The following is a 16,859-nucleotide window of genomic DNA, read 5'->3' as shown; positions in this document are numbered from 1 at the left end:
AGCCGGGGGATCTTACCCCGCCATGCCGGGGGAAACAATTGCGCTACCTCTCAGAAAAGGGTTTGCCTCGTGAGATAGCGAGGTCGATAATCATGTTTAAATTCAAATAAATTCACCGCGAGTCACGCCCCAATGAGCCCATATGCCAGTCCCAACGACCATCGGCAGTATCACTATCTGGAGCTGGCAAACCGGCTCAGGGTCTTGCTGATCTGTGATCCCGAGACCGACAAATCCGCCGCCTCCCTGGCGGTGAATACCGGCCACTTCGACGATCCTGCCGATCGCCAGGGCATGGCCCATTTCCTCGAGCATATGCTGTTTCTCGGTACCCGCACCTACCCCAAACCCGGTGAGTACCAGCAATTCATGAGCCGTCACGGGGGCAGCAACAACGCCTGGACCGGTACCGAGTTCACCAACTTCTTCTTCGACATCGACAACGGCTTCTTCGAGGCGGGGCTCGACCGGTTCTCCCAGTTCTTCATCTGCCCCACCTTTGCACCGGAGTGGGTCGACAAGGAGCGCAACGCGGTGGACTCCGAGTACCGCCTCAAGCTGCAGGACGACGTGCGCCGCAGCTACCAGGTGCACAAGGAGACGGTCAATCCGGACCACCCCTTCTCCAAATTCTCGGTGGGCAACCTCGACACCCTGGCGGATCTCCCCGGCCGGGATCTGCGTTCGGATCTCATTGCGTTCTACGAAACCCACTACAGTGCGGATCGCATGGCGCTGGTCATGCTTTCACCGGCACCCATCGAGACCCAGCTGGCCTGGTGTGATCGCTTCTTTGGTGCCATTCCGGATCGCCGCCTCGGCCCTCCGGTACTGAGCCATCCTCTCTATCGGCTCGATGATCTCGGCATTCGCATCCAGCTGACCCCGGTCAAGGAGACCCGCAAGCTGGCGCTGACCTTCCCGCTGCCGTGCGTGGATGAGTATTACGACAAAAAACCCCTCACCTTCCTGAGCCACCTCATCGGCTATGAGGGGGAAGGCAGCCTGCTCTCCCTGCTCAAGGGGCGGGGCTGGGTCAATCAGCTCGCCGCCGGCGGCGGCATCAGCGGCGCCAACTTCAAGGACTTTGGCGTGAGCTTTGGCCTCACCCCCCTTGGGCTTGAGCATGTAGACGAGATCATCGCCGCCCTGTTTGGCTATCTGAAGCTCATCGAGCGGGGCGGGGTGCAGGCCTGGCGCTATGAGGAGAAGCGCAGCGTGCTGGAATCCGCCTTCCGCTTCCAGGAGCGGGGCCGGGCCCTCGACACCGTCTCCGGCCTCGTGCTCAACCTGTTCAGCTACGGGCCGGACGATCTGCTCTACGGCGACTACATGATGCGCGGGTTCGATGAGCCGCTGATCCGGCGCTTCCTCGCCAAGCTGACGCCCCACAACCTGCGGGTGACCATCCAGGCCCCGGAAGCGAGCACGGATCGCCTCGCCCGCTGGTACCAGACACCCTACAGCGTCCAGAGCATCAGCGAGGCCGAGAAGATCCGCTGGCAGCAGAGTGAACCGGATCCCGCCCTGCACCTGCCGGCGCCCAACCCCTTCATCAGCACCCGCCTCGACGCCCGTCTGCCGGCGCTGCCCGCCGACATGCCGTCCTGCCTCATCGACAGGCCCGGTTTCCGGCTCTGGCACCTGCATGAGCATCAGTTCAGCGTGCCCAAGGGCAGCCTTTATATCTCCGTCGACAGCGAACATGCGGTCAAGAGCCCGCGTCACATCGCCATGGCGCGTCTGGCCGTGGAACTGCTCACGGATCACCTCAACGCCCTCACCTACCCGGCGGAGCTCGCGGGCCTTGGCTACCAGATTTATGCCCATCAGGGGGGCTTTACCATCAACCTCAGCGGCTTTGCCGACAAGCAACCGCTGCTGCTCGACATGATCCTCGGCAACCGCACCCTGGGGTATCCGGATCCGGCCCGCTTTAGCGAGATCAAGGAGCAGCTTATCCGCAACTGGGAGAACCAGTCCAAGACCCGCCCCATCTCCCAGTTGTTCAACCAGCTCACCAGTTTGCTGCAACCCAACAACCCGCCCTTCGAGCAGCTGTTGCGCCACCTGCGCACCGTCGAACTCGGGGAGATGCCCGGCTTCGTCTCCGAGCTCTTTGCCAGGGTGCATCTGGAGGCCCTGGTACACGGAGACTGGACGGCCGCCGAGGCCCTCGAACTCGCGGCCCTGCTGGAGCGCCACCTCGGTGCCAACAGCCAGCCCAGCGCCGAGACCCGCCGCCCCCTCATCTCCATCCAGGACAGAGGCACCCTCATTCGCGAGCAGGGGTGCGATCACGAGGACTCGGCGCTGCTGGTCTACTACCAGTCCCGCACCACCCGGGCGCGGGATCTCGCCTGCTTTACCCTGGCGAACCACATCATGTCCTCTACCTTCTTTCACGAGCTGCGCACCCGCCAGCAACTGGGGTATGTGGTGGGCGCCGGCAACCTGCCTCTCAATCGCCATCCGGGGCTGATCTTCTATATCCAGTCGCCGGTGGCGGGACCGCAGATCCTGCTCGATGCGGTGGAGGAGTTTATCGACCTCTTCCCGCTCGCCATGCTCGAATTTACCGAGCAACAGTGGCAAGAGAGCAAGGCGGGGCTGCAAGCCCAGTTGAGCGAGCGGGATGCCAACCTGCGCAGTCGCGGCCAGCGGCTCTGGGTCAGCATCGGCAACAAGGATCTGGGGTTTGATCAGCGGGAACGGGTCTGCGACGAGGTGGGCAAGTTGAGCCGCGCCGATCTGGTGCGCTTTATCACCCAGCTGCGATCGCGCACCTCCGATCGGCTGATCCTCTGCAGCTATGGTCAGGGGCACGAACATGACGAGCGGATCACCGGCCAGTTTATCGACGATCCACGGGCATTTCGGCTCAACGCCGCCACCTTCGAAGGCTGACCTCCCCTGTTGGCAACGCGCAGGCAATAAAAAGCCGACCCTGTGGGGTCGGCTGGAAAAACCATAATCAATTGCGACCAGAGCCGCCAAAAGTGAACATGAGCGTGAAAATCAGACACTGGGTTGATGTTCGACCGGCGTTCAAACCAGAGCTCATCGGTCGGCACCAGCAGTGATTGAGAAACAGCCTCATCTTAGGCATTTCCCTGATTTTCCACGTTGATCTATGTCAAAGGAGGTAAAACAAGCGCCACTTCCCTCGTTGGCAGCGGCCTCGCGCCCTCCTCAGCCCCGGCGGATAAGCCGGTAAGCCACCTCGTCGAAATAGGAGAGCTGCCCCGAGAGCACCCTGGGGTGACCCAGCTCAGCCCCCCGGCCCAGCACCTCGACACCAAAGTCGCGCTCAAACAGGGTGCGCACCTCCATCTCCCCCACCGAGAACGGCGGCTGTAGCTGCTGCTCGGGCTGATACTCGAGGGTCACCAGCAACACCTGCCCTCCCGCCTCCACCAGGCGGCTCATCAGGGCGGCATACTGGCGGCGCATGGCGCCCGGCAAGGCGATGAGGGCCGCCCTGTCATAGACCAGGCGATAACGCTGACCAAGCTCCGGAGCGGCGAAGAAGTCCCCCTGATAGATGCGCAGATCCTCGTGCCGGTGGCACTGATAGGGACCCACCTCGCTTCTCTCTGCACTCAGGTTGTTCTCGTCAAAAAACTGGGTAATGGCGAGCTCGGAGAGCTCGAAGCCATCCACCGGATGCCCCTGCTCACGCAGCCAGAGCATGTCCCGGGACTTGCCGCAAAGGGGCACCAGCACGGGGTCGCTCCCTTGCTGGGCCGACCACCAGGATTGCAGCCAGCGGTTGAAATCTGCCTGATGAAAGCCAATCCGGTTCTCTTTCCACTTCTGGTGCCAAAATGCCGCTTCCATCATCTTCCTCTCGTCATCTGCAATGGTGCATCACTATCACAACTTCACCGAAGTGGCGCAAGCCCCATGATCCCGCCCCTGTGCAAGAGAACGCCCACGATGGGCAGGCCTCAGGCCACGACCCCAGGCAGGCTTGTCGCCATCGCTGCCAGCCGGGTCAGGATCTGCGCGAAGGTGGGTCGCCGGGAAGGCACCTCAAAGCCGCACTCTCTGGCCAGTCGATGAAGGGGGTCAAGGTCGGCGTCGCCCCCATTACAGCGCGCCAGCAGCTCGGCCAGCAGGCAGCCAAAGGCCCGCACTTCCAGGCGCTCCAGCCGCCCGGCCAGCACCTCATCGGCGCGGTCGTAACAGGAGGCGGCACCAAAGTCCCCGAGCAGCACCCGGTCCGGCGCCTCCTGCGACGAGTGGGGCATCGCGGGCTGCAAGGAGTACAGCAGGTTGTGTGCGTAGAGATCGCCGTGGAGGATGCCCCGCTCGTGCAGGTGTCGGGCGGCCGCAGCCACCCCCTGCACCATGGCCATCACCTGGGCCGGAGTGAAGTTCAGATCCGCCCCATAGACATCCCGGGTACAGGAGTCCAGGCTCGGGGGCCTCGCCAGGGTGGCGAAGGCGGGGTCTATCAGGGGCATCACCAGTGCCGGGATGCCGGAGGGATGATCGCTCACCCGCCCCATCACCCCGACCAGGTTTGGATGGCGACCGGCGGCCAGGGACGCCCCCATCTCGCTCAGGGGCAAGCCATCGCTGGTGACGGCCCCCTTGAAGAGCTTGACCGCCACCGCCCAGGGCCCTTCAGCCCTCTCCCACTCGGCGCGATAGATGACGCCGGATGCTCCCTCCCCGAGCACATCCCCCAGTGAGAGCGCCTGCCAGGGGATCTCGGTAGTGAACACCGATGTGCCGTTCAGACACGCCTGCTCATCACAGAAAGGGTTGCCCGCGAAGGCCAGCCAGGACAGGCGCGGCAGGGAGAGCAGCCACTCTGGAAGCGCCTCGAGCCGGTTGGCGGCGATGCGCAAAAGCTCCAAACGGTGGCAACCGGCAAGCGTCTCGGGAAGCCCAGCGAGCCGGTTGCCCGAGAGCATCAGCTTTTGCAGGGCGTCGCACTGCCCCAGCTCGTCCGGCAGTCGTTCAATGGCATTGTCGGTCAGGATCAGCCAGCGCAATCTGGCGGGCAGGGAGGTGGCCGGGACGGTCGCGATGCGGTTGGCCTTGAAGCCCACCATGGTGAGCGCAGGGCAGCGCCCCAGCACCTCGGGCAGTTCGGTGAAGTTGTTCTCGGAGCAGAAGAGGATGCGCAGCTTCTTGCATTCGGCCAGCGCGTCAGGCAACTCGCTCAGCTGGTTGCCGGTGAGATCCAGCACCTCCAGGGTCTCCTTGAGGCTCAGGATCTCGGGAGGGAACACCGCGAGGTTTTCAGCAAGTTTGAGGTGGCGGGCGCCGCAGAGTTCGCCTGCGCGAAGCTGTTCCAGGGTATGCATGGGATCGTCTCTATCAACATTCGGGCTTGCGGTGGCTCACTGCGGGCACTCCCCCCAGACCACAAAGGAGGGGCATTATAGGGAATGACGGCCAAAGATGGCCGATTTTCTTGCAAAGCCTTCTCTTGCAAAGGCCCCCCATCGCCACACTCCCGCTCTCCGTTGCCATGAACCATCCCGGTCGCGTGCTTGGGTGGTTGAACATTTGATTGGCACCATATAGTATGGCACCATATAAAGTCATTCGAGACTCACCATCATGATCACGCTGGAACAGAAACACCTCGCCCTGCTCGAAGATGCAGAGTGCCGCGGACACGCGGACACCCAAAACATACGCGTCTGCTTTGAGGTGTTGACCCTCGCCGCTGCCATCGATCAGGCGTGCGCGGCGCGCCTGGCCCCTCACCGCCTATCCGAAGGCAAGTTCGTGCTGCTGTTTTTGCTGCGCGACCTGCCACAAGGGCTGGCCCCCCACGAGCTTGCCGACAAGGCGGGGGTCACACGGGCCACCATCACCGGCCTGCTCGACGGGCTGCAACGGGACGGCCTGCTGGCTCGCCACAGCGACAGCCAGGACAGGCGAAAGATCTCGGTGCGCCTGACAGAGCAGGGCCAGGCCTTGGCGCAGCACCTGCTCGATGAGCACAGCCAGTGGATAGGCTCCCTGTTTGCCGGGTTCGATCAGGCAGAGCGGGAAACCCTGAGCGCCCTGCTCAAGCGAGCCTGGCTCAATGTCATCTCATCCCGGGCAGGCTGCACTGAGGACGCCACAGAGGAGCACCCATGACACGCAGCCGCATCACGGATATCACCCCCTCACGCCTCGCCCAGCTCAACCGGGGAGAGGCTGAGGCAAGCAACCTGACCGAATGCCTGGCGGTGGATTTTGCCCCCCTGATGCAGTGTACCCTGCCTTCGCTCGGGCCCCAGGCGCTGGCATCGATGCACGCCGCATCCGGGGAGGGCATTACCCGGCGCATGGCGCTGGCCGCCAGGCTGCTCCTGACCGAGAGCGGCACGAGGGATCTTGCGGCGCTCAGCCGTCATCCCTCCGATACCGTGCGGGGCTGGGCCTGTTTCATGGTGGGGGCGAGCGAGGGGCTGTCGCTCAGCGACCGCCTGGCCCTCATTCGTCCCCTCGCCGATGACCCGCACTTTGGGGTGCGCGAGTGAGCCTGGATCGCAATGCGAACGACCATTGCTGCGCAGCTCGAGGCGGCCATTGCCGCCCTGGTGCCCTGGACGGCGGAGCCGTCCGAGCGACTGCGACGCTTTGCCAGCGAAGCAACCCGGCCCCGCGGCGTCTGGTGTACCCATCTTGCGTCCCTGCGACAAGCACCGGAGCAGGCCCTGATGCTGCTCGAGCCCCTCAGGGCCGATCCCGCCCCTTATGTGCAGGACTCCGTCGCCAACTGGCTGAACGATGCGAGCAAAGACAGGCCACAGTGGGTCACTGACCTCTGCGCGCGCTGGTCTCGCGAAAGCCCCAGCCCCGCGACAACCCGGATTTGTCAACGCGCCTTGCGCACCTTGCGCAAGGGCCAACTCCCGAAGGAACCCCTATGACCCACTATCTGGCAGAGCTCTACACCCCCACTCCCGCCTGGCTGTCATTGAGCCAGACGGCCCGTCAGCAGTTCTTCGAGGCCATTGGCACAAGCATGGCCAACCTCGCCGCCCTCGGGGTGGAGCCCATCGCCCTGGGCGAGACCGATGCTGCCACCCTCCATGGTGCGCCCCACCCCTTCTTCGCCATCTGGCGCGGGCCGGATGCCGCGGCCATCGAGGCCCTCGTCCAGGGGATAGCCGCATCGGGCTGGCACGACTACTTCGAGACGGTCAACGCCACCGGCGCCGGGGTCTCTCTGGGTGAGCACCTTGCACAGTTGGCCGCCCTGCCCTGCGCCGCCACATCCAGCCCCGCCCTGGCCTGATAACCCCTAAAAGAGGGTTATCCCACCAGGCCTTGCGTCAGTGCCGCCGACACCGGTGGCACTGTTTTCCATGCCCTGCCCTTGCAAACCCAGGTCACCACCACCTGGGAAAGCGGCGCCACAGCCCCGCTCCCTTCCCACTTCCTTCCCACTCCCTTCAAAAAACGCTGATATCTCCCGATGCCGTGATGGCCCATCGCCGATGGCACAAGTGAGCAAGATCCGGGTCGTCGTGACGAAGGTTCGCCGCCATATTGCTTTCAAACCAACAGTGCTTTCGACCCCCCAAAGCTTTGAACCAAAGGAGGGTTGAACCAAAGGAGGTTTGAACCAGGAGGGGGTTGAACCCATCCACTTGTCTGCCAACCCTGCATGAGCATCACCACCCGGCGCCATGCACATCACGCGAGGGAACTGTCATGTCATTACACAACAAGGTCGCCATCATCACGGGCGCCAGCTCCGGTATCGGCCGCGCCAGCGCCATCCTGTTTGCAAGGGAGGGGGCCAGCGTCGTCCTGGGTGCCCGCCGCCAGCCCGAGCTGGATGCGCTGGTGGAGGAGATCCGCCACGAGGGGGGCCAGGCGGTGAGCCTGGCGGGAGATGTGAAAAGCGAAACCTATGCCCGCGCCCTGGTGGATCTCGCGCTGACCCGTTTTGGCGGACTCGATATCGCCTTCAACAACGCCGGCACCACGGGAACACCGGGCAGCGTGCCGGGGCTTGAACTGGCGCAGTGGCAGGAAACCCTGGATACCAACCTCACCAGCGCCTTTGTGGGAGCCAAGTACCAGATCCCCGCCATGCAGGCACGCGGGGGCGGCTCCCTTATCTTCACCTCCACCTTCGTTGGCCACACCCTGGGGCTGCCCGGCATGGCGGCCTATGCCGCGAGCAAGGCGGGTCTCATCGGTCTGACCCAGGTGTTGGCCGCCGAATATGGGGCACAAGGGGTGCGGGTCAACGCCCTGCTGCCGGGGGGCACCGACACCCCCATGGGGCGGCAATGCTGTTCAGATAAGCACATTTTTGACTAATTATTCATAAATGCGACTTGAGTTGGGGGAGCAAGGCTGTTTCCAGTCGATGTTCCTTCAGCCTTTATCCAGCGTGGCTTGCAATAGAAAGAGGGAGGCATCATGCCTCCCTCATTTTTTAGCCCTGATACTACGTGGACTGGAACTCAAATTCTCTTAAGTGAACAGCATTGCCATGGGGCGGGCCTTTACCGATACACCGGAGAGTCTCGCCTTTGTGCAGCATATGCATGCCCTCAAACGGCTGGCCCAACCGGAGGAGATCGCCCGCTCGGCCCTTTATCTCGCGTCCGATGCCTCCAGCTTTACCACCGGCATTGCCCTGCTGGCCGATGGTGGGGTATCTATTTGTCGCACATGACCTTGTCGCACCCAAGATCCTGCGGCTGCCAACCTATCGTGAGAGCGCTCTATGTCTGATTACGCCCGCATCGCCGATGCCATCCGTTTTATCGCAAGCCAGGTGGCGCGCCAACCCACCCTGGACGAGATAGCGGCGCACGTTCACTTGAGCCCCTTTCACTTCCAACGGCTGTTCAGCCGCTGGGCCGGGGTGACGCCCAAACGCTACTTGCAGGTGCTGACCCTGAAGCGGGCCAAGGCGCTGCTGCAGGAGTCGCGCCCGCTGCTGGAGGTGGCCGATACCCTGGGCCTGAGCAGCGGCTCGCGCCTCTACGATCACTTCGTGCAGCTCGAAGCGGTGACGCCGGGCGAATACAAACAGCGCGGGGCCGGGCTGGTGATCGATCACGGGATGCACGACACCCCCTTCGGCCAGGCGTTCGTCGCCCTGACCCCGCGGGGGGTGTGCAACTTCTCGTTTCTCGATGACCAGGCCCCACAAACGCCGCTGAGTGCCCTCGCCCAGCGTTGGCCTGAGGCAGAGCTGCGAGAAGCGCCCTCACGCACCCTGGGGGTCATCCACACCATGTTCGATAGCAGCAAGAAGGCGGATCGCCCCCTCTCCTTGCACGTGAGCGGCACCAACGTTCAGATCAGCGTCTGGCGGGCGCTGCTCGCGATCCCGCCCGCCAAAGTGGTGAGCTACGCCCAGGTGGCGAGCGCCGTCGGCAACCCCAAGGCGCCCGCGCCGTGGGGCTAGGGAAGGTGCGAATAAGTCATATGGCACGAGAGCATTTACTGGTAACCCATTGATATTAAATGACTAAAATTTTCATTTTTTGTTCGTGGGATACTTGTTCGCACTTTCCCTAGCCAGCATGACAGATAAACAAAAGAGGATGATGATAATTTGCTGAGCAAGATCAACAAATTAATCGATAAGTTTCTATGCTGACCGCACATAAGAGGTGCTTAGTTGTGGAAAAAAAAGACGCCCTAAGGCGTCTTTCTTATTGCTGGTTGAGGCAAACCGGTTGGAAGCGATTCCCCTTCCCCGCCTTGCCCCACTACCCAATCAGATCGGGGTAATGGAGGTGATATGGGCCGACCCATCCAGGGATTGGAAGATCTGTACCACGGCTTCCCCGTGGATGGGGTTGGGCAGTGGCACAGTGCTCTTGCACTTGAAGCGGTAATTGGTGCCGGCCACCACTTGGGTGGAGACTTCAAAGGGTTGGTACTGCACCCCGACAAATCCTTCCAGTGCCTAGTTGAATACTGCCTGATCTTTGGCGCTCAGCTTGTGGTAGGCAGTCCATCCGCCCAACAACACTGCTTGTTCTGACATAACAAACCCTCCGTGATCTCTTCTCCCTACTCGTTTGTCTGTTCGGGTTCCACCCCGTTTATTCAAGTGGTGTCCGGACTCCACCGGGGGCCATACCAGATTTGGTATGTACGGTGTCGACAGTGCACATGAAGGCGTTGCTGTCGCCCCCTCCCCTGCTGCCACGACCGCCGCCTCACGGCGCAGGTCTTAATTGGCACGGCAGAGCCTAGCGTGAGATCCATAACTCCCCATGCCATATATGACAGTGGCAGGGAGGTGAGAAAGCGGCTAGAGAACGGAAAAGTGAGGCGCAAACGATTGGAAAAAGAAAAGGCGCCTCAAGGGCGCCTTTTTGACAGTTTTGCGTTATCGGCAGGAAAGCGTTAGCCGCTTATTCCCATTCGATGGTTGCGGGCGGCTTGCCGGAGACGTCGTACACCACGCGGGAGATGCCGTTGATCTCGTTGATAATGCGGTTCGACACGTGGCCGAGGAAGTCGTACGGCAGGTGAGCCCAGTGGGCGGTCATAAAGTCGATGGTCTCAACGGCGCGCAGGGCAATGACCCAGTCGTACTTGCGGCCATCGCCCATGACGCCAACGGAGCGCACCGGCAGGAAGACGGCGAACGCCTGGCTGACCTGGTTGTAGAGGTCGGCCTTGCGCAGCTCTTCGATGAAGATGGCGTCAGCCTTGCGCAGCAGGTCGCAGTACTCTTTCTTCACTTCGCCAAGCACACGCACGCCCAGGCCAGGACCCGGGAAGGGGTGACGGTAGAGCATGTCGTAGGGCAGGCCGAGTTCGAGGCCGACACGGCGCACTTCGTCCTTGAACAGCTCGCGCAGCGGCTCCACCAGACCCATCTTCATCTCTTCCGGCAGGCCGCCGACGTTGTGGTGGGACTTGATCACGTGAGCCTTGCCGGTCTTGCTGGCAGCGGATTCGATGACGTCCGGGTAGATGGTGCCCTGGGCCAGCCACTTGGCGTTCTTGAGCTTCTTGGACTCGTCGTCGAACACTTCGACGAAGACGCGGCCGATGGTCTTGCGTTTGGCTTCCGGCTCGTCAATGCCCGCGAGGGCGGAGAGGAAGCGCTCTTCGGCGTCGACCTTGATAATGTTCAGGCCGAAGTGATCGCCGAACATGTCCATCACCTGCTGGCCTTCGTTCAGGCGCAGCAGGCCGTTGTCGACGAAGACGCAGGTCAGGCGATCGCCGATGGCGCGGTGCACCAGTATGGCGACCACGGAGGAGTCCACGCCGCCGGAGAGGCCCAGGATCACCTCGTCGTCACCCACCTGCTCGCGGATGCGGGCAACGGCGTCGTCGATGATGGTGGCCGGGGTCCAGAGGCATTCGCAGCCGCAGATGTCCTTGACGAAGTGTTCCAGCATACGGGCACCCTGACGGGTGTGGGTCACTTCCGGGTGGAACTGCACGCCGTAGAAGCGCTTGGCCTCGTCGGCCATGGCGGCATGGGGGCAGGTGGCGGTCTGGGCGATGGTGGTGAAGCCGGCGGGGATCTCGGTGACCTTGTCGCCGTGGCTCATCCAGACATCCAGCAGGGCATTGCCGTTGTCGGCAATGGCGTCTTCGATGTTGCGCAAGAGGGCGCTGGTCTTGCCGGACTGGCCCAGCACTTCGACCTGGGCGTAGCCGAATTCACGCAGGTTGGAGGACTGCACCTTGCCGCCGAGCTGCTCGGACATGGTCTGCATGCCGTAGCAGATACCGAACACCGGCACACCGGCGTTGAACACGTACTCGGGGGCGCGCGGGCTGCCCGCCTCGGTCACGGATTCCGGGCCGCCGGAGAGGATGATGCCGCTCGGGTTGAACTCGCGGATCTGCTCTTCGGTTACATCCCAGGCCCACAGCTCGCAGTAGACGCCGATTTCACGGACGCGACGGGCGATGAGCTGGGTGTACTGGGAACCGAAATCCAGGATAAGGATACGGTGGGCGTGAATGTCTTTAGTCATTTTATTCCTGCATCAGGCTGATGTTGTCACAAAAAGCACGGGATAAAAAAAGGGTGGAAAAACGGGGCGCAGAGCCCCGTTTCATCAGCCCATCCGGTAGTTGGGGGCTTCTTTGGTAATGGTCACGTCGTGAACGTGGGACTCTTTCATCCCGGCGCCCGAGATGCGCACGAACTCGGCCTTGGTGCGCATGTCGTCGATGGTCGCGCTGCCGGTCAGACCCATGGAGGAGCGCAGGCCGCCCATCTGCTGGTGGATGATCTCTTTGAGGCGGCCCTTGTACGGCACGCGCCCTTCGATCCCTTCCGGCACCAGCTTGTCGGCGGCGTTGTCGGTCTGGAAGTAACGGTCGCTGGAACCCTTGGACATGGCACCCAGAGAGCCCATGCCGCGGTAGGACTTGAAGGAGCGGCCCTGATAGAGCTCGATCTCGCCCGGCGCCTCTTCGGTACCGGCAAACATGGAGCCCACCATGACGCAGCTTGCGCCTGCGGCGATGGCCTTGGCCACGTCGCCGGAGAAGCGGATGCCGCCATCGGCAATCACCGGCACGCCGGTGCCTTCCAGGGCGTCGACGGCGTCGGAGATGGCGGTGATCTGGGGCACGCCCACGCCGGTCACGATACGGGTAGTACAGATGGAGCCCGGGCCGATACCGACCTTGACGGCGTTGACACCCGCTTCCACCAGCGCCTTGGCGCCAGCGGCGGTGGCGACGTTGCCGCCGATGATTTGCAGGTCAGGATAGACTTCACGGGTCGCCTTGATGCGATCCAGCACGCCCTGGGAGTGGCCGTGGGAGGAGTCAATCAGCAGCACGTCCACACCGGCTTCCACCAGGGCGGCGACGCGCTCTTCGTTGCCGGCACCGGCACCGACGGCGGCACCGACCCGCAGACGGCCACGCTCGTCTTTACAGGCGTTGGGCTTGCGCTCGGCTTTCTGGAAGTCCTTCACGGTGATCATGCCCTTGAGCTTGAAGTCGCCGTTGACCACCAGCACCTTCTCGATGCGATGTTTTTGCATCAGGGCCACCACCTCTTCACGAGGGGCCCCTTCACGCACGGTCACCAGACGATCTTTCTGGGTCATGATCTGTTCGACGGTCTGGGAGAGATCGATGACAAAGCGCACGTCACGGCCGGTGATGATGCCCACCAGCTGGTTGCCGTCAGTCACCACGGGGTAACCGGCGAAACCGTTCTTGTGGCTCAGCTCCTTGATCTGGGCGATGGTCATGTCAGGGCGCACGGTAACGGGGTCGCTGACCACGCCGCTCTCGTACTTCTTGACCTTGCGCACTTCGGCAGCCTGCTGCTCGATGGACATGTTCTTGTGAATGAAGCCGATACCGCCTTCCTGGGCCAGTGCGATAGCCAGACGGGCTTCGGTCACTGTGTCCATGGCAGCGGAGATCATCGGGATATTCAGCGTGATCGCAGACGTGAGCTTGGTACGCAGGTCGGCGGTATTGGGGAGAACAGTGGAGTGGGCTGGAACCAACAGTACATCGTCGAAGGTCAGCGCTTCTTTGGCAATCCTGAGCATGGCAATATCTCACCGTTGAGGAGTGGGGGTGTAAAATATTGCCGACAAATTTTACTCATGCATTGGGCAGTGGTAAAGAAGTTTTTTGAATTTTTTATGGCGTAGCCCGATTTAACGCCACCAACAGGGCAAAAAACCAATAAATTCAGCCGTAACCATGCCGTTTTTCCCGACAAGATGATCTTTTTTGCCGTTGAGCCCCTTTCTGCCGCCAGTCTCCCGGAACGGCCTTTTTTCCCTCTCAGCCGTCAGCCAGACCGGGGTTCAGTTCCCCTGATAGCGGCCCGGCTTGTGCCAGTTCATCAGCATGGCGTTCATGGCCAGCGCACTCAGGGTTGACCAGAGCAGCAGGGGAAGCGGCAGGGTGAGCAGAGAGAGCGCAAACACCAGCACATCCAGCACCATCTGGCTCTTTCCCGCATTGATGCCGGTGCGCCGTTGCAGCCAGAGCGTCACCACGCCGGTGCCCCCCACGGAGGCATTGTGGCGCGCCAGAGACAAGACCCCCATGCCGAGGAAGGTTCCCCCCACCAGGGCGGCAAACAGGGGATGGACATAGCTCACCGTTAGCAGCAGCGGCACCGCCTGGGTGGCCGCCGAGAGGGCGACGTTGACGATCAGCGTCTTGAGGGTGAAGGCGCGCCCCATGGTGACGTAGCAGAACACCATGAAGGGCAGGTTCACCAGGAAGAAGAGCACGCCGATGGGCAGGGTGCTGACATGGGCGATCAGCAGGGCGATGCCCGCGATGCCACCGGTGATCATGCCGGAACACTTGAGCAGATTGAGCCCCACGGCGATAAACATGACCCCGAGCACCATGCCGTAGACATCGTCCTTGAGGGTATGGGCCAGCCCCCTGCCCGCAGCCGCTGGCTGCATGGTCATTTCACCTTCCATATGACTCCTTAGATCCGATGTGATGGTGGCATCCGTTGCCCGACAACCAGGCCGCGTTGGGGCTGATGGCGGCGGCCCGTTCACCTTGCCGTCCCCACCCCCCAATCTTGCGTCCCCCGCCCCCTTATGTCGCCATCGTGGGGATGACAAGGCACAGCAAAAAGAGCGCCAATCAAAACAAGAGTCCGCGATACCATAAATAATCGGATTTAAATTCTGATAAATGCGCAATGTGCAGATCGAATGCACCACTTCAGTGATCGGCCATCACAGTGGCGCAGCATGTTTACCCGAGTCACCGAGAAAGGCCTCGTGGTATCCCCTTCACAGCCCGTTTTTTCGGCAGATCATGTCGATACGATGCCGCTTTTCAGCATGGATGATGCCTGTCATGGGGTAAGCCCGAGGGCCATACGGCGTGTTTCTTCGGGGCGGGCTCCAGGGGCGGATGTGGATGGAGCGCACCAATAAAGTGCAATTGCACCAATATAGATCAACCGAGTGGCACAGTTTGCCTTGCACCGCGGCGCAAAGGCGACATGGGCACCGCTTTGCTCACTGCCACGAGCACTGCAATATGCAGAGCATGAAGTGACTCGAGCGGCGGATGCACTACTTCCCTTCCCTCTAGCCCCCTTCCCATGAGCGTGCTGGTCGCGAGTCCACAGGCCTGCCCATCCACCAGCCCCCCCAGCCAGAGTCCCATCAGGATGGGGCATCCATTCAGGCATAGGCAGAAGGCAGAATAAAAAAGTCGGCCCGAAGGCCGACTCGCTGCTCCCTGTGACAGGGCTTCCTTACTTGAGGTATTTGCCGTCAGCACCGACCTTGCCCGGGCCGTTCAGTACCCAGACCCGCGCCGAATAGGCGGGCACCGCAAAGCTCAGGCTGCCGTTGCTGACGCTCTGGCTCGCACCGGTTACCGCGTCCGTGTAGGTGCCGTTCTTCAGGCCACTCAGGTTTATCTGCTGGGCCGAGTTGGCCGCAAGGCCCACGGCGGCGTAGCTCCCTTGGGCGCTCAGATCACGCACGAAGCTGATGCCGCTCCCCCACTCGTTCACCTGGCTCATGGGCGCCTTTTGCAGGGCGGGCACCGCCTTGCGGATCTGGTTCAGGCGCTTGATGTGCTGATAGAGCGGGTGGCTCGGGGTGGCGGGGTTGTCCAGCACCTCCCCGTAGTAGGCACGACCGGTCTGATCCACCGTCATGGTGGCCCCGTCGATGTCCTGGGGCTTGCCCGCCTGGAACATCACCTCCTCCCCGTAGTAGAGGGTCGGGATCCCCCGCGCCGTCCAGAGCAGGTTGTAGGTCATGGCCGCATTGCCCTCTTCCCCGCCGTAGCGGTACTTGAAGTCGTTGTCCGGCCCCACGTCGTGGTTCTGGAAGAAGGTGATGAGCTTGGTGGCATCCCCATAGACCCAGTCCATGGCGAAGATCCCCCCTACCCCGCCAAAGTTCCCCCGGGCGACGTTGTCACGGAAGGTGGAGAACAGTGAGAAGTCCAGCACCGAGAGGCCGGAATCGCCCCCTGCACGGGGATTGGCCGGGTTGGCCGTGGTGCGGGTATACCACCAGGGGCGGATCACCGCCGAGGCATTGTCGTTGGCCAGCTCAGAGCCCCATCCGGTGCCCTTGACCAGGTTTTCGCCAAAGACGAACAGCCCCGGCTTGTGGGCCTGCCAGTCGTGGACATAGGTCAGCAGTTCGTCCCGCTCGATGTGCTTCAAGGTATCGATACGGATGGCATCGACCCCCATGTCGAGGTACTGACGAATGGCGCCGTTGAGGTAGTCCTTGACGTTCTGGTTGCCGGTGGCCAAGTCGATGCAGTCCCCCGCCATGTGCTTGCGCTGCAGGGCAAGCGGGCTCTCCCAGTCACCGCCGGACATGAAACCGTCCAGGTGATACCAGGCGGGATCCAGGGTCTGGGCGTCGATGCCGAAGAAGCGGTTGGGGTTGTAGCCTGCGCTCGGCACGGTGGCGCCGGTCTTGGGATCTACCAGGGGCTGGGTGCCCGCCGGATCCGACTGGCAGCGGGCCTTGTACCAGTCGGGAGCCGCCGGGTTGTCGTCGTCACAGCGGTTGGCACTGGCGTAGTCCCCAAGATTGCCCTGATAGGGACCATTGTTGATGAGTCCCTGGCTCGACCCCGCCGGTACGTAGTATTTGACGGGCAGTCGATCGATCCAGGTCTTGCCGCGCAGGCCGTACTGGCTCGAGTGGTTGAGCACCACGTCCTGGATCACCTTGAGCCCCTTGGCGTGGGCCGCCTGGATGAACTCCCGGTAACCCGCCCCCGGCGACTCCAGACGGGGATCGACCCGGTAGAAGTCGTAGGCTTGACATCCTCCCCCACCTTAGCGCTTCGCGTCACAGGAGGGGGATCCCCATTACTGGGTGATAGCTGCTCGCGCAGTACCGGGTTCCTGCTTCATCGGGCGGCCTGATTGCACCGCGCCTCCA

General features: G+C 62.3%; 12 protein-coding genes and 3 pseudogenes. 8 read left to right on the top strand and 7 right to left on the bottom strand.

The features are described 5' to 3' along the window. Positions 1–132: 132 nt before the first annotated feature. Positions 133–2,907 carry an insulinase family protein gene (locus tag OKC30_RS05380; protein WP_160838924.1) on the top strand — a complete coding sequence of 925 codons (2,775 nt, stop codon included), beginning with the start codon at positions 133–135 and terminating at the stop codon, positions 2,905–2,907. 285 nt (positions 2,908–3,192) lie between these two features. On the opposite strand, the gene OKC30_RS05375 is transcribed toward OKC30_RS05380, so the two are convergent. Further along, positions 3,193–3,840 (bottom strand): thiopurine S-methyltransferase, encoded by a 648-nt coding sequence (locus OKC30_RS05375; RefSeq protein ID WP_160838936.1) that lies wholly within the window; start codon positions 3,838–3,840, stop codon positions 3,193–3,195. 110 nt (positions 3,841–3,950) lie between these two features. Further along, on the bottom strand, positions 3,951–5,321 hold the full coding sequence (locus tag OKC30_RS05370; RefSeq protein WP_160838926.1) for a leucine-rich repeat-containing protein kinase family protein: 1,371 nt from the start codon (positions 5,319–5,321) through the stop codon (positions 3,951–3,953). Between the two features lie 259 nt (positions 5,322–5,580). On the opposite strand from OKC30_RS05370, the gene OKC30_RS05365 reads away from it, so the two are divergent. The 7 genes and pseudogenes from OKC30_RS05365 to OKC30_RS05335 all read left to right on the top strand — a co-directional run. Next, positions 5,581–6,111, top strand: a complete 531-nt coding sequence (locus tag OKC30_RS05365) for a MarR family winged helix-turn-helix transcriptional regulator (RefSeq protein ID WP_160838928.1) — start codon at positions 5,581–5,583, stop codon at positions 6,109–6,111. Continuing rightward, on the top strand, positions 6,108–6,497 hold the full coding sequence (locus OKC30_RS05360; RefSeq protein WP_234888661.1) for a hypothetical protein: 390 nt from the start codon (positions 6,108–6,110) through the stop codon (positions 6,495–6,497). The genes OKC30_RS05365 and OKC30_RS05360 overlap by 4 nt, the downstream gene beginning before the upstream one ends. 12 nt (positions 6,498–6,509) lie before the next feature. Then, positions 6,510–6,890 (top strand): hypothetical protein, encoded by a 381-nt coding sequence (locus OKC30_RS05355; protein WP_234888662.1) that lies wholly within the window; start codon positions 6,510–6,512, stop codon positions 6,888–6,890. Next, on the top strand, positions 6,887–7,258 hold the full coding sequence (locus tag OKC30_RS05350) for a DUF6616 family protein (RefSeq protein ID WP_160838930.1): 372 nt from the start codon (positions 6,887–6,889) through the stop codon (positions 7,256–7,258). Before OKC30_RS05355 ends, OKC30_RS05350 begins: the two co-directional genes overlap by 4 nt. Positions 7,259–7,607: 349 nt before the next feature. After that, a pseudogene (locus OKC30_RS05345) lies at positions 7,608–8,262 on the top strand (SDR family oxidoreductase); the annotation flags it as partial. 208 nt (positions 8,263–8,470) lie between these two features. Beyond that, a complete protein-coding gene (locus OKC30_RS05340) occupies positions 8,471–8,656 on the top strand; it encodes an SDR family oxidoreductase (RefSeq protein WP_420359773.1) in 186 nt (61 codons plus the stop codon). Between the two features lie 51 nt (positions 8,657–8,707). Further along, a pseudogene (locus OKC30_RS05335) lies at positions 8,708–9,379 on the top strand (helix-turn-helix domain-containing protein); the annotation flags it as partial. A 333-nt stretch (positions 9,380–9,712) separates the two neighbouring features. On the opposite strand, the pseudogene OKC30_RS05330 reads toward OKC30_RS05335, so the two are convergent. The 5 genes and pseudogenes from OKC30_RS05330 to OKC30_RS05310 form a co-directional block, all read right to left on the bottom strand. Further along, positions 9,713–9,985: pseudogene (locus tag OKC30_RS05330) on the bottom strand (hypothetical protein). Positions 9,986–10,358: 373 nt separating this feature from the next. Further along, the gene (guaA, locus tag OKC30_RS05325; protein WP_270666243.1) at positions 10,359–11,948 is read right to left on the bottom strand and encodes a glutamine-hydrolyzing GMP synthase; all 1,590 of its coding nucleotides are present in this window, start codon (positions 11,946–11,948) and stop codon (positions 10,359–10,361) included. A gap of 84 nt (positions 11,949–12,032) precedes the next feature. Beyond that, on the bottom strand, positions 12,033–13,496 hold the full coding sequence (guaB, locus tag OKC30_RS05320; RefSeq protein ID WP_270666245.1) for an IMP dehydrogenase: 1,464 nt from the start codon (positions 13,494–13,496) through the stop codon (positions 12,033–12,035). Positions 13,497–13,760: 264 nt separating this feature from the next. Further along, complete coding sequence (locus tag OKC30_RS05315) at positions 13,761–14,396, bottom strand: YitT family protein (protein ID WP_010674548.1); 636 nt, start codon at positions 14,394–14,396, stop codon at positions 13,761–13,763. Positions 14,397–15,193: 797 nt separating this feature from the next. Next, the gene (locus OKC30_RS05310; protein WP_232048251.1) at positions 15,194–16,642 is read right to left on the bottom strand and encodes an alpha-amylase family glycosyl hydrolase; all 1,449 of its coding nucleotides are present in this window, start codon (positions 16,640–16,642) and stop codon (positions 15,194–15,196) included. Positions 16,643–16,859: the final 217 nt, after the last annotated feature.

The organism is Aeromonas sp. QDB18, assembly GCF_027705325.1.
Classification (GTDB): Bacteria; Pseudomonadota; Gammaproteobacteria; order Enterobacterales; family Aeromonadaceae; genus Aeromonas; species Aeromonas caviae.
This window is presented reverse-complemented; position numbering and strand designations above follow the sequence as displayed.

Bases quoted from the DNA above. Each gene is read 5' to 3' on its own strand.
- OKC30_RS05350 (WP_160838930.1), top strand. From the start codon at position 6,887: ATGACCCACTATCTGGCAGAGCTCTACACCCCCACTCCCGCCTGGCTG.
- OKC30_RS05370 (WP_160838926.1), bottom strand. From the start codon at position 5,321: ATGCATACCCTGGAACAGCTTCGCGCAGGCGAACTCTGCGGCGCCCGC.
- OKC30_RS05360 (WP_234888661.1), top strand. From the start codon at position 6,108: ATGACACGCAGCCGCATCACGGATATCACCCCCTCACGCCTCGCCCAG.
- guaA (WP_270666243.1), bottom strand. From the start codon at position 11,948: ATGACTAAAGACATTCACGCCCACCGTATCCTTATCCTGGATTTCGGT.
- OKC30_RS05340 (WP_420359773.1), top strand. From the start codon at position 8,471: ATGGGGCGGGCCTTTACCGATACACCGGAGAGTCTCGCCTTTGTGCAG.
- OKC30_RS05365 (WP_160838928.1), top strand. From the start codon at position 5,581: ATGATCACGCTGGAACAGAAACACCTCGCCCTGCTCGAAGATGCAGAG.
- OKC30_RS05355 (WP_234888662.1), top strand. From the start codon at position 6,510: ATGCGAACGACCATTGCTGCGCAGCTCGAGGCGGCCATTGCCGCCCTG.
- OKC30_RS05380 (WP_160838924.1), top strand. From the start codon at position 133: ATGAGCCCATATGCCAGTCCCAACGACCATCGGCAGTATCACTATCTG.
- OKC30_RS05315 (WP_010674548.1), bottom strand. From the start codon at position 14,396: ATGGAAGGTGAAATGACCATGCAGCCAGCGGCTGCGGGCAGGGGGCTG.
- guaB (WP_270666245.1), bottom strand. From the start codon at position 13,496: ATGCTCAGGATTGCCAAAGAAGCGCTGACCTTCGACGATGTACTGTTG.
- OKC30_RS05375 (WP_160838936.1), bottom strand. From the start codon at position 3,840: ATGGAAGCGGCATTTTGGCACCAGAAGTGGAAAGAGAACCGGATTGGC.